Annotated in this window: 12 protein-coding genes; 8 read left to right on the top strand and 4 right to left on the bottom strand. The window is 61.9% G+C overall.

All coding sequences use genetic code 11. From position 1 onward, the window contains the following. Positions 1–90 precede the first annotated feature (90 nt). Positions 91–402: a PXPV repeat protein gene (locus tag P0D80_RS17050; RefSeq protein WP_132376575.1), complete on the top strand. Its 312-nt coding sequence runs from the start codon at positions 91–93 to the stop codon at positions 400–402. Positions 403–561: 159 nt separating this feature from the next. On the opposite strand, the gene P0D80_RS17045 is transcribed toward P0D80_RS17050, so the two are convergent. Then, on the bottom strand, positions 562–1,383 hold the full coding sequence (locus P0D80_RS17045) for a Cof-type HAD-IIB family hydrolase (RefSeq protein ID WP_408285574.1): 822 nt from the start codon (positions 1,381–1,383) through the stop codon (positions 562–564). Positions 1,384–1,515: 132 nt separating this feature from the next. Beyond that, positions 1,516–2,397, bottom strand: coding sequence for a glucosamine kinase nucleotide-binding domain-containing protein (locus P0D80_RS17040; RefSeq protein ID WP_408285571.1), 882 nt, complete (start codon positions 2,395–2,397; stop codon positions 1,516–1,518). Positions 2,398–2,537: 140 nt separating this feature from the next. Here P0D80_RS17040 and P0D80_RS17035 point away from each other — a divergent pair, with 140 nt between their 5' ends. Both P0D80_RS17035 and P0D80_RS17030 read left to right on the top strand, forming a co-directional pair. After that, complete coding sequence (locus tag P0D80_RS17035; protein ID WP_408176401.1) at positions 2,538–3,134, top strand: DNA-3-methyladenine glycosylase I; 597 nt, start codon at positions 2,538–2,540, stop codon at positions 3,132–3,134. A gap of 393 nt (positions 3,135–3,527) precedes the next feature. After that, entirely contained in the window at positions 3,528–3,953 is a 426-nt protein-coding gene (locus P0D80_RS17030; RefSeq protein WP_408176400.1) for a hypothetical protein, read from the top strand. Positions 3,954–4,138: 185 nt separating this feature from the next. On the opposite strand, the gene rpsU is transcribed toward P0D80_RS17030, so the two are convergent. Together rpsU and P0D80_RS17020 are read right to left on the bottom strand one after the other, a co-directional pair. Further along, complete coding sequence (gene rpsU / locus P0D80_RS17025) at positions 4,139–4,351, bottom strand: 30S ribosomal protein S21 (RefSeq protein ID WP_006050883.1); 213 nt, start codon at positions 4,349–4,351, stop codon at positions 4,139–4,141. A 361-nt stretch (positions 4,352–4,712) separates the two neighbouring features. Beyond that, on the bottom strand, positions 4,713–5,654 hold the full coding sequence (locus tag P0D80_RS17020) for an aldo/keto reductase (RefSeq protein WP_408176398.1): 942 nt from the start codon (positions 5,652–5,654) through the stop codon (positions 4,713–4,715). A 267-nt stretch (positions 5,655–5,921) separates the two neighbouring features. Here P0D80_RS17020 and P0D80_RS17015 point away from each other — a divergent pair, with 267 nt between their 5' ends. The 5 genes from P0D80_RS17015 to vioA all read left to right on the top strand — a co-directional run bounded on the left by P0D80_RS17015 (position 5,922) and on the right by vioA (position 12,858). After that, positions 5,922–7,070 (top strand): flagellin, encoded by a 1,149-nt coding sequence (locus P0D80_RS17015; RefSeq protein WP_408176397.1) that lies wholly within the window; start codon positions 5,922–5,924, stop codon positions 7,068–7,070. Positions 7,071–7,227: 157 nt separating this feature from the next. Further along, positions 7,228–8,745 (top strand): flagellar filament capping protein FliD, encoded by a 1,518-nt coding sequence (gene fliD / locus P0D80_RS17010; RefSeq protein ID WP_132376568.1) that lies wholly within the window; start codon positions 7,228–7,230, stop codon positions 8,743–8,745. A 3-nt stretch (positions 8,746–8,748) separates the two neighbouring features. Then, positions 8,749–9,063 (top strand): flagellar protein FliT, encoded by a 315-nt coding sequence (fliT, locus tag P0D80_RS17005; RefSeq protein ID WP_408285565.1) that lies wholly within the window; start codon positions 8,749–8,751, stop codon positions 9,061–9,063. Positions 9,064–9,328: 265 nt separating this feature from the next. Continuing rightward, positions 9,329–11,716, top strand: coding sequence for a tetratricopeptide repeat protein (locus P0D80_RS17000; protein ID WP_408176393.1), 2,388 nt, complete (start codon positions 9,329–9,331; stop codon positions 11,714–11,716). After that, entirely contained in the window at positions 11,713–12,858 is a 1,146-nt protein-coding gene (vioA, locus tag P0D80_RS16995) for a dTDP-4-amino-4,6-dideoxy-D-glucose aminotransferase VioA (RefSeq protein WP_132376565.1), read from the top strand. Before P0D80_RS17000 ends, vioA begins: the two co-directional genes overlap by 4 nt. Positions 12,859–12,863 lie beyond the last annotated feature (5 nt).

Raw genomic sequence — 12,863 nt, 5'->3', positions numbered from 1 at the left:
GTCCGTAACATCTGGTCGCAGTACCCATCGACGGGAATGCGTAGATTGATCCTGTGCGACAAACATACGTCGCCTCACAGGAGAACAAACATGAAACGCATCGTCACTCACTTGCTGGTTGCTGCAGGACTCGCGGCGGGCGCATGCGGTGTCGCGCAAGCGCATACGGATCTGAACATCGGCCTGTCGCTCGGCGCACCGGTTTATACGCGTCCGGCCCCGGTCTACGTGGCGCCGCAGCCGGTCTACTACCGCAACGGCGGCTGGGACCACCGCTACGATCGCGGTGACTATTATCGCGGCGACCATCGATATGATCGCAACTGGAACCACAATGACCGCGGCTGGGGCCACGATAACCGGGGCGACCATGGCGACCGCCGTGGCGGATGGCACGGGTAATTTTCCTGGTGCGACTGACGGCGGCAAATGAGGCGGCTTGTCGGCCTTGATAGACCTCGGCGGCGCAACGCCATCGACAGCAGCCTGAGCCACCAGACGTGCCGCTCAAAGAAACGGCCCGCGTCCATGAAAATCGACGCGGGCCGTTTCCATTTCCACTCAGGACATCAGTTCGTCGTCGAGCGAGAAGAGCTTGCGCAAATGGTGTGCGACGCCCGCTTCAAAGTTGTTGCCAATGCGCGGCACGTTTGGCAGGCGCGTCATGAGGTCGGGATTGGCGTTGTTCATCATGAACGGATGGCCGGCCGTCTCCAGCAGATCGATGTCGTTCATGTTGTCGCCGAAAGCGACGCATTGCGAGGCATCGACGCCGAGGCGCTCGAGCACGATCTGCAACGCGCGGCCCTTCGATACGTTTGCCGTCATCACTTCCAGACAGTCCGGCAGCGAATAGGTCACGTACAGTGCGTCGCCGAATTCGCGTGCGAGATTCGTCGAGACCTGCGCGAGATCAGCGGGCTCGCCAATATAGAGGGCCTTCGCGATGTCGACGCCGTCGTGTTTCGGCAAATCGGTCACTTCGTAGGTGAAGCCCGAGTCCTGGTGAAACTTCAGCAGATCCGGCGCGTCGCGGTCGATCAGCCACGCCTGATCGGCGAACAGGTTGACGATCACGCGACCATGCGCGCCAGCGATTTCCGGCTGCACCAGTTTTTGCACAATGGCCGGAGGCAGGTCGTCCGCGTGGATCACCGTGTTGTCCGGCGCGTGGATGCGCGCGCCATTCGACGTAATCAGATACGGACTGATGCCCAGCACGTCGCGAATACCGGCGACATCGCAATAATGGCGACCCGTTGCAATCACGAACCGCAGCCCGTCCCTTTCAAGTTTGCGCACGGTGGCGACCGTGAACGGGTCCACCTGGTGATCCGCGTTGAGCAGCGTGCCGTCGAGATCCGTGGCGATGACTTTGTACATAGTTTGAACAGGCGGGCAGCGTCGAAGCTGCGTATTTTACCGTTGCCGGCCGCGTTCGCCGGAACGCGCCGGTCATACCGGCGATTTTTCAGCCGTAATCACACGATTCGCACACGCCGCGACTCGCCGTTTTCAGCCGCCGACGCGAGCCGCTTCACGCTGCGCCAATTGCAATCCGCCGTGCGCGGAGTCTGCCAGCGGTTCGCGTAAGCGCGCCTGATAGATCTGCGGCACGTACTCGCGCAACGGTGCGCCAAGGCCGCCGCACAACGCGACCGGCAGGCTCGTCGACGGGTCCAGTGCGGCGATCATCTTGCCCACTTCGACGCCTGCCTCGCCGAGCAAGCGCGCCGCGAACGGATGCGTGCGGTGGGCGATGACGATCGGCGCGAGCCTCGCATAAGCCGTCTGATTGGCTTCGCAGAGCCAGACGACGAGACTGTCGCGGCCGTGCGCGCCGGTGTGGGCGACAAGCGCCTGGGCCAGATCGTCGTGAGTGCCACGACCGTCGAGCGCCTGCTGTGCGTGCACGATGGCCCGCAATCCGAGCCACGCGCCGCTCGCTTCGTCGCCCGATGGAAAGCCGTAGCCACTCACCTGGCGGCATTCGCCCTCGCCATCCAGCACGGCCGCGACGCTGCCGGTGCCGAGCGCGACAATCACACCATGTGCGCCGCCGTGCGCGCCCAGCAAAGTGGTGTAGGCGTCACTTTCCACGGCGAGTCCCGCTAGCGCGGGCGCTTGCGCGCGAAACGCGGCCAACCAGTCGCGATTGTTGACGCCCGCCAATCCGCAGCCGAGCACGCAGCGCGACCAGTCCAGCGTCATGCCCGCACTTGCAAATGCTTCGCCGCAGCCGGCCGCGATGGCCTGCCATGCACGTTCGACGCCAAGTCCCAAACCCGACGGCCCGCTTGCCGCCTGCGCCAGTTCGCGGCCTTGCGCGTCGCCGAGCACGACCCGCGTGCCGCTGCCGCCGCCGTCAATGCCGATCAGAAAGAAGTCTTTGTTCATGGAATCGAGTGAGTTCCGTGGATGAATAACGCATAGCGTGGCAGGTCGGTTTCAATCCGGCAATTAGCCGAATGGCCAGCTTGCAGTGCGCACGGCTTCGGCTATGCTGGCGGGCGACATCACAACGCAGGAGCGCGACAGTGACACAGCGATGCAACTGGGTATCGAGCGAAGCGCTCGCACAGTATCACGACACCGAATGGGGCGTACCCTCGCGCGACGACCAGCATCTGTTCGAGATGCTCGTGCTGGAAGGCGCTCAGGCCGGCTTGTCGTGGTCGACGATTCTCAACAAACGGGCCGGCTATCGCCGCGCTTTAGCGGACTTCGACATCGCCAAGGTTGCGCGCTTTACGCCGAAGCACGTCGAGGCGCTGGTGAAGGACGAAAGTATCGTACGCCATCGCGGCAAGATCGAAGCGGCCATTACCAACGCCCGCGCCGTTCAGCAGATTCAGGCCGAGCACGGATCACTGGCCAACTTCGTCTGGTCGTTCGTCGATCAGACTCCGATCCAGAACGACTGGGCGTCGTACAAGCAGGCACCTGCATCGACCGACATTTCGGATGCACTGAGCAAGGGGCTAAAGCGCTATGGCTGCAAGTTCGTCGGCTCGACGATCTGTTATGCGTTCATGCAGGCGGTTGGCATGGTGAACGACCACGAGGCGAGTTGCATGTGCCGCGCGCGATGCGCGGCGCTTGGCAAGAAAGGACGTAATCGCAAAGCGGGCTGAGGCGACCCGGGTTCACCAGCGCTTAGTGCCGCTGTTCTAACAAAGGACGGCGGCTCAGGGAAAGTCCCGAGCGCCGCAGCGGGTGTCCGGTCATTACCTCGCTACGCAAGGCCTGGAGGACGAGAACACGACGCCGGATTCCTCGCCATGCACCCATTCGGTAAAGCCCGGCTGCGCTTATGGGGCATCTCGGTCGTTATACGGTTATGAGTTGCGGCTGCGGCAGTCGACGGGCCCTGCGGCATGGGGAGCATTGCGAAAAACAAGCCAAATTCGGGAATTGACGGCTTTTCGCCTTGCTAGTCCGGGCTTCGCCGAATGGAGCACGCCCGATACTGCTAGTCGTGCGCTCAAACAACGAATAACCGCTGCGTAACGCGTGGGAGACCAACCATGAAAACTCTTAACTTTGTGACGCATCAGGAGATTTTCGATCAGGCCGTGGGGCACTTGCTGGGCCAGAAGCACGCCGCGCTGCTACCGCGCGGCGGCGGGGCTTATCGCGGCTATTGCGGCGGCTGCCCGGTCGGCAGCTTCATCAAGCCGCGCGACTACATGACCGCGATGGAAGGTATTCCGGTGCGCTTCATCGGCAAAACGCCCGCTGAGATGCCCGCATATATGGACGTCGGCGTGTCGGCGCTGAAGAAGGCGCTGCTGCGTTCCCGCATCAACGTGTACGACCCGGCGACCGTCGATCTGCTCAGTTGCCTGCAAAACGTGCACGACGTATTCGGCACTTGGGAATGGCTCGAGCGTTTGGGCTCGATCGCCCGCCAGTTCGGCCTGTCCGCTGATCGGCTGAAGAGCGCGGCGTAAGCCGGAGACAGCTGCGGTGCCGCTCTACGGCGTCGCAGCGCCCACCGTCAATCCTCCGCGCAGCAAACCCCAAGTCGCGCAGCCCGCATTGACCTGAGCGATCCACCTGACGCCCAAAAAGCAAAACGGCGATGTGGCTTCTTTCGAAGCTCACACCGCCGTTCGGCCGTGCGGAAAAAGCGTGCTTAGTGCAGCTTTTTCGGCAGCATCTGGCTGCGCAGGCGCTTGTGCAGGCGCTTCACAGCAGCAGCCTTCTTGCGCTTACGTGCCGTGGTCGGCTTTTCGTACGATTGGCGTTCACGCAGTTCAGCGATCAGGCCATTCTTTTCGATTGCGCGACGAAAGCGGCGAATCGCCACTTCGAACGGCTCGTTTTCTTTCAGAAGAATCGTCGTCATTTAATTCCTAACTCAATCACTTGATAGGGGTAAATTGCGTGGCGGCATACCGCTCACGCGCCGGCCCTCCGGTCGTCTCAGTTCATGGCCAGTAACAGGCAAACGCGGGCAGAACCCGGCCAAACCACGAATGAAACGAGAGGCAATGCGGCCACGGAGGCCGGAAAAGAGAGGTGGGGAGTTCACCGCGGAACGCGGACAGACATAATGCAAAAGCCGCGTCTGCTGCCGTTTCGCCAACCTTTCATCAACGAAAAACATTGACGAAACAGGCAAAGATCTCAATTCACTCCCGATGATATCAGGAAACTCTCCATCCTACCAGGGGTTTAGGGATTGCGCCAGGTCACCTTTCGCGCGCTCAGGCGCTCGCTTCGTCGAGTTCGCGGACATCGGCGCCCGTCAGCATCAGATGAACCGCCGCCGCGAGGCTCTTGAGCTGTTCGACCGACGTCGCACTGGCAATAGGGGCCGTAACACTGGGCCGCGCGATCAGCCATGCCAGCGCGACGGTGGCCGGCGTGCTGCCATGCGCGTCGGCAACCCGGTCTAGCGCGTCGAGAATCCGCAAACCGCGTTCATTCAGATATTTTTCGACCCGGCTGCCGCGTGCCTTATTGGCCAGATCGGCCTGCGAGCGGTACTTGCCGGACAGAAAGCCGCTCGCCAGGCTGTAGTACACCACCACGCCGAGCTGATTGGCGAGCGCCACTGGTTCGATGTCGCGCTCATATTCCGCGCGGTCATACAGGTTGTACTCCGGTTGCAGCAACTGATATTCGGGCAGGCCATGCTGGCGCGACACGGCAAGCGCCTCCTCGACCCGCGCGCCGCTGTAGTTCGATGCACCGATCACGCGTACCTTGCCCGCCTCGATCAGCTTCTGATACGCGCCGAGTGTTTCGGCGAGCGGCGTTTCGGTGTCGTCGTCGTGAGAAAAGTAGACGTCGATGTAATCGGTTTGCAAGCGCCGCAGCGAATCCTCGACCGCTGCCTGAATGTTGGGCGCCGACAGTCCCTTGCGCAGCGGATGCTTCGAAACCTTGGTGGCGAGCACGATCTTGTCGCGCTTGCCGCTCCGACGGAACCACTTGCCGATGATGGTTTCCGATTCGCCGCCCTGGTTGCCGGGCACCCACGCGGAATAGACATCGGCGGTATCGATAAAGTCGAGACCGGCATCGACAAACGCATCCAGAATCGAAAACGAGGTGGCTTCATCGGCGGTCCAGCCGAAAACATTGCCGCCGAACATAAGCGGCGCGACCTGTAATTCCGAACGCCCAATCCTGCGCTTTTGCATGATTTCTCCAGGGTTTGTCACAAGAGAAAAAGAGCATACGCCGTCTTTTCAATACCTGCAGTGCGCCCGCCGATCAAGGCTGCAAGCGGCTTTCAGCGGCATTGCAATAAACCCGCATGGAAAACGTTTGGCTTGCCGTTGCACAAAGTTCCTCAAGTTTTTTTAAGGGACGCCGTCAACCTTCACTGAGGCGGCCAGCAATGAACGAGTGCTTCCGCCGATGCCAACGTGGCGTATTGGGCTCAAGGCTTATTTAGGAGATTTTCCATGCTCGGAATCAATAGCAACATCAACTCGCTGGTTGCACAGCAAAACCTTAATGGCTCGCAAAGCGCCCTTTCGCAAGCCATCACCCGCCTGTCGTCGGGCAAGCGCATCAACAGCGCGGCTGACGATGCAGCAGGCCTGGCAATCTCGACGCGTATGCAAACGCAGATCAACGGCCTGAACCAGGGCGTGTCGAATGCGAATGACGGCGTGTCGATGATTCAAACCGCATCGAGCGCACTGTCCTCGCTGACCTCCAGCCTGCAACGTATCCGTCAGCTGGCTGTGCAAGCGTCGACCGGCTCGCTGTCGTCGAGCGACCAAGCCGCTCTGCAGAAGGAAGTTTCGGCGCAGATCGCTGAAGTGAACCGTATCGCGTCGCAAACGACGTACAACGGCACGAACATTCTGGACGGCTCGGCAGGCAGCGTGACGTTCCAGGTCGGCGCGAACGTCGGTCAGACGATCAGCCTGGATCTGAGCCAATCGATGTCGGCAGCGAAGATCGGTGGCGGTCTGGTGCAAACGGGTCAAACGGTCGGTTCGTTCACGGTCAGCCTGGCTTCGACCGGCACGTACACCAGCACGGGCGCGACGATCACGTCGGTCAACGTGCTGTCGGACGGCAAGGGCGGCTACACCTTCACCGACCAGAACAACCAGGCAATTTCGTCGGGCGCAGTCACCAACATCTTCTCGGCTGGTACGGGCGCTGGTTCGGGCACGGCCATCACCAACCTGACGCTGAACGGCACGCTCGCCACGGCGATGGGTGCGACGGCTTCGGGCGTTGCAGCGGCAGCGATCGCTCAGATCAACGCGATCAACAACCCGCCGACGGTTTCGGGCCTCGACATCAGCACGGTCACGGGCGCGAACGAAGCGATGGTCTCGATCGACAACGCACTGCAGACCGTGAATACGCTGCAAGCTGCACTGGGCGCCGCGCAAAACCGCTTCACCGCAATCTCGACGTCGCAGCAAGCTGAATCGACCGACCTGTCGTCGGCACAATCGCAAATCACGGACGCCAACTTCGCACAAGAAACGGCGAACCTGAGCAAGGCGCAAGTCCTGCAACAAGCTGGTATCTCGGTGTTGGCGCAAGCTAACTCGAACCCGCAGCAAGTTCTGAAGCTCCTGCAGTAAGAGCTGACGCGGTAACGGCGATGCGCCGCGCGCAAGCGGGGCGCATCGCCGGGTTTCAAACGGCGGGAGGCATGCCTCCCGCCGTGCATTTCCGTCCCTTAGTGATGTAGCATCGCGCACCACCCAATACAGATTTCCAGACGCCCGGAGCCTCTGCATGTCCTCGATCTCAACCTCGTCTTCTACAGCAAGCGCCAACGCCGCGCTGCAGTCGGCTGCTCAATCGATCATCAGCGGCTCGACGGGCAATTCGTCGATGGACGTGTCGACGCTCGTCACGGCACTCGTGAACGCAAAGGTCGCCGGGCAAGCCTCGGCTCTGGCGGCACAACAAACCAGCGACAGCACCACGCTGTCGGCGTATGGCGCACTGAGTTCCGCGCTCAGCGCATTGCAGTCGGGCATCACGAATCTCGCCAACGGCAACACGCTGGCGACGTTCGCGGCGACCGCAAGCGGCACCGGGCTGACCGCGACAGCCGGCGTCGGCGCCGTGGCCGGCAGCTATTCGATCGCCGTGACCCAGATCGCCAGCTCGCAAGCTCTGTCGTCGGCAGCCTTCGGCTCTACGACGCAACTGGGCACCGGCACGCTGTCGATCTCGATGAACGGCAAGTCGATGGATATCAACGTCGACAGCACCAACAACACGCTGTCGGGCATCGCGTCGGCGATCAATGCAAGCAGCAGCAACCCCGGCGTCACGGCAACGATCGTGACCGGCACGGACGGCGCTCACCTTGTGCTGCGCGCGGCGAACACCGGGGCGGCCAACGTCATCAACGTCTCGACCAGCAACATCACCAGCGACACCGGCCTGTCGAGCCTCGGCGTGACGTCGACCGCCAGCACCACGGGCGGCCAGTCGACCATTACGTCGGCCAATTCGGGCAGCGCCTGGACGCAGAGCGGCTTCGCACAGGACGCGGAGTACACGATCGGCGGAATCGCGGGCAGCAGTTCCAGCAACGCGGTGACCGGCGCTATTTCGGGCGTGACGATCAACCTGACGGCGGCGGCCGTGGGCACGCCCGCGGGCACCCCGCAGATGCTGACCATTGCGCAGGACACCACCGCGCAGAACACCGCGATCAACAATTTCGTGAGCCTGTACAACACCGTCGTGACGACGATGTCCACGCTCACGTCGTTCAGCTCCGGCTCGACGTCGCAAGGGCCGCTGTTGGGCGACTCCACGCTGCAGACGATCAAGAACACGCTGGCCAACATAATCGGAGGCTCGGTCGGCTCGGGCAGCACCGGCACCACGCTGGCGGCGATCGGCATCACGCTGAAGGACGATCCGGCCGACGGCACGATGGTGGTCGACAACAACGCGCTGAACACTGCGCTGACGAGCAGCCCGGCCACGGTCGCGTCGCTCTTCAACTCGACCAACGGCATTGCCGAGCAGTTGAACGCCAGCATCACCACGTTCACGCAAACCGGCGGCATCATCGACACGCGCAACACCGCGCTGAACGCCGACCTGAAGAGCATCACCACGCAACAAACCGCACTCGCCGACTACACGACACAACTGACGAACCAGTATCAGGCGCAGTTCACCGCCCTGAACACGTTGATGGCGACCATGAACAACAATTCGCAATACCTGACCGCGCTGTTCGGCGGCACCAACAGCGCGGGCGCGCTGGCCACGAACAAGAGCTAAGCCATGGACGCGCACAACATGAACCAGACGGAATTGGTCGAGCGCGTGCTCTCCATCACGCGCGAAATCGAGCAGGCGGCCTCGTTGGCGGATTGGCCGGAAGCCGCCCGCCTGACCGAAACGCGCTCGCCGCTGCTGATGTCGCTCAGCGCGGATCAGGAACCGGGCGCGCTGGACATGATCCGCCAGATCCAGGCGATCGACACGGCGCTGCTTGCGGACGCGGCAGTCACCCAGAACGAACTGCATATCGAGTTCGAAGCGGCGATCGGGCGCACCAAGGCCGCCGGCGAATACCAGCGGATGGCCCGCCTGTAAAAATCACCCGGAGCGGAGCCGCGCAAGGCGACATCCGCGCCCCAAAAGCCGGTTCAGCCGGTCGACCGAATAATAAGAACTACGTGCCGAAGTGAGGCGCGCTCGTTCCCTCAGCCCGCCTCGTGCGGGCTTTTTTCTTGCCTTCCGGCTTCCCGCCTCCTTGCTCCATACGCTAAACAGGCGGCCTTTTTACCGTCATCTCCGCGCATCGGAAACGCCCTCCCGGTCGCACAATTTCCGTCATAGACCATTCTGTGCTGAGACCATGACTCTCCTGTACGAGCAGCCGACGGCTGAACCCTTGACGCCCGAACAACAGCTCGAGCAAGACATTGCACTCGTTTTGCAAACGGCGCTGGAGCACCATCACAAGGGCGAATTCGACGACGCCGAAGCGCTGTACCAGGCGATCCTCGAAGCGAAGCCGCAGCACGCGGAAGCGCTTTACGACCTTGGCGTGCTATTCGTTCAAACCGGCCGTCCCAAGGACGCGTTGCCCCATTTCGAGGTGGCGCTGGGTCAACAACCGCACAACGGCCAGTTTTGGGTGGCGTACATCAACGCATTGATCGACGCAGGCGAAACGGCCGCTGCGTGGCTCGCGCTGGAAATGGGTCAGAAGCAGGGGCTGAAGGGCCCGGCGGTAGACGGCCTGATCGTGCGAATGGCGAATCCCGGCAAGGTCGTCCCGACGCAACCCGTGGCAGTCCAGAACCCGCAGCGAGAAACCAGCGCGGCCGCCGAAACAGATGCAGAGGCTGCGAAGCCAGCCGCAGACGCCGGCAAGTCTACGATCGCATCTGGGCGGCGCGTGAGCCAACAGGAAACGACGCGATTCACGTCGCTGTACAACAAAGGCCAGATCGCCGACGCCGTCAAACTGGCACGAACGCTCACCGAGCGCTTCCCCGCCGACGGTAACGCGTGGCGCTGGTTCGGGATAGCACTGCATCGCCTGGGCCGGTACGACGACGCGCTCATTCCCTTGCGCAAAGCTGCCGAATTGCTGCCGGAGGAACTGGAAAGCCGCACCGTCCTCGCGGATACGCTGCGCCTGAAAGGCCTGCACAAGGATGCCGAAGAAGTCTGCCGCGCGATCATCGCGATCAATCCGGGGTACGCCGAAGCGCAACGGATCTATGGCATGTCGCTGGTTCACCAGGGACGCGTGGCCGAGGGCTTGGCCGCGGCACGGCGCGCGATCGAACTGGCGCCGGACACGTCCGGCATGCACAACACGCTGGGCGTGCTGCTGCTCGATCTGGGCATGGTGAGCGAAGCAGAGGAAAGCTTTCGCGTCGCGCTGGAGAAAGACCCGAAAGACGCAATCGCAGCGGACAACTATCTGTTTTCGCTCACTCACAATCCTGAAGTCGAGCAGGACACGCTGTTCGCCGAACACGTCAAATTCGCCCAACAGCACGAAGCGCCGGTACGCGCCCAATGGCCGCGTCATGTGAACAAGCGCACGCCGAACCGCAAGCTGAAGATCGGCCTCGTTTCCGGCGACCTGTTCCGTCACGCGGTCGCCTCCTATCTGCTGCCGATCATGGAGCGCCTCGCGACCGATCCCGGTGTCTCGCTGCATGTGTACAACAACCACATCGCGGTAGATGACTACACCCATCTGCTGCGCAAATGCGCCCATGAGTGGCATCAGGTCACCGGCATGCCGGACGCGCAGTTGGCGAACCGGATCCGCGACGACAGAATCGACATTCTGTTCGATCTGTCCGGCCATACGGGTCGCAATCGCCTTCTCACGTTCGTGCGCAAGCCCGCGCCGATCCAGGTCAGTTGGCTCGGTTACCCTGCCACGACCGGGCTAAGTGCGATGGACTATTACCTCGTGGACCGGTTCGGCGTGCCGTTCGGCCCTGCGGAGCAAATGTTCTCCGAAAAGATCGTCCATTTGCCGGCGAACGCGCCCTTCCTGCCGGAAGAAAGCGCGCCGCCGGTCAACATCCTGCCGGCCATGCACAACGGCTATGTGACGTTCGGCAGCTTCAACCGCCTCAACAAATTGCGTCCCGACGTGATCGCTCTCTGGGCGGAATTGCTGCACGCACAACCGTCGTCGCGAATGTTGCTGGGCGCGATTGCAACCGACGAGGATGAACAGCTTCTGATCGACTGGTTTGCCGACGCAGGCATCTCGCGCGAGCGCCTGATGTTCCGCCGCCGTTCGAGTATTCCGGTCTACCTGCAACAGCATTTTCACGTCGACATCTGCCTCGATACGTTCCCGTACACGGGCTCGACCACCGTGCTGAACTCATTGTGGATGGGCGTGCCGACCTTGACGATTGCAGGCAACACGTTGCCCAGCCGCGCCGGCACCACCTGGATGTCGCACGTCGGGCTCGAACAGTTCCTCGCTACAGACAAGGCGGATTTCGTCGCCAAGGGCGTTGCACTGTCCTCCGATATCTCCGCACTCGCCGCGCTGCGCACGGGCTTGCGTGAACGCTGCATGGCGTCGGCGGCATTCCGGCCTGAAGTGGTCGCTGCAGGTTTGTCCCGCGCGTTGCGAATCATGTGGCAACGCTGGTGCGACGATCAGCCGCCCGTCGCATTCGAAGTCACGGCGCAAGAAGCCATTGCCGCCACGGACGACACCACCGCGTCGCCCAAATCAGGGGAAAACAAATGAACGCTGCCTTACCGCTTGGGGCCATCGCGCCGCAGATCGACGAGCGCATTTACGTTACCCAGCCGCATCTCCCGCCGCTCGAAGAATTCATTCCCTATCTTCAACAGATCTGGGACAGCAAGATCCTGACCAATGCCGGTCCGTTTCACCAACAGTTCGAAGCGGCGCTGTGCAAGTACCTCGGCGTCAAGCATCTTGCGCTGTTCACCAACGGCACGCTGGCCCTGCTCACCGCGCTGCAGGCGCTGCGCGTGACCGGCGAGGTCATCACGACGCCCTATTCGTTCGTTGCCACCGCGCACTCACTGGTCTGGAACGGCATCAAGCCGGTATTCGCCGACGTCGATCCGCACACGCTGAATCTCGACCCCGCCAAGATCGAGGCAGCGATCACGCCGCAGACCACCGCGATCATGCCGGTGCATTGCTACGGCAAGCCGTGCGACGTCGAGGCGATTCAAAAGATCGCCGACAACTACAATCTGAAGGTGATCTACGACGCGGCCCATGCTTTCGGCGTGCAGACCGAAACCGGCAGCGTGCTCGAGCACGGCGACCTCGCCGTTCTGAGCTTCCACGCGACCAAGGTCTTCAACACGTTCGAAGGCGGCGCGATCATCTGTCAGGACGCCAAGACAAAGCAGCGTATCGACCATCTGAAGAACTTCGGTTTCGTCGATGAAGTGACCGTGGTTGCGTCCGGCATCAACGGCAAGATGAGCGAGATCAACGCGGCATTCGGGTTGCTTCAACTGCAGCACATCGATGAAGCACTGGCACGGCGCGCGCGGATCGACGCGATCTACCGCGAACGGCTGCGCGACGTGCGCGGTATTAGCTGCGTGCCGAAAGCGGGCGAGAAAGTGGCGAACCATTCGTACTTTCCGATTCTCGTCGGCCCGGACTACCCGATCAGCCGCGATGCGCTGTATCAGAAGTTCCGCGACGAGAACATTTACGCGCGCCGCTATTTCTATCCGCTGATCTCGGACTTCCCGATCTATCGCGGCCTGCCTTCCGCGCGCCCCGAAAATCTGCCGGTTGCGCACGCCGCTTCGCAACAGATACTGTGCCTGCCGATTTTCCCGGCACTGACGGACGGCATGCTCGATCGCATCGTCGGGATCATCGCGGGTAGCTGAACGTC

Origin of the sequence: Paraburkholderia sp. RL17-373-BIF-A, assembly GCF_046030175.1 — a bacterium.
Classification (GTDB): Bacteria; Pseudomonadota; Gammaproteobacteria; order Burkholderiales; family Burkholderiaceae; genus Paraburkholderia.
This window is presented reverse-complemented; position numbering and strand designations above follow the sequence as displayed.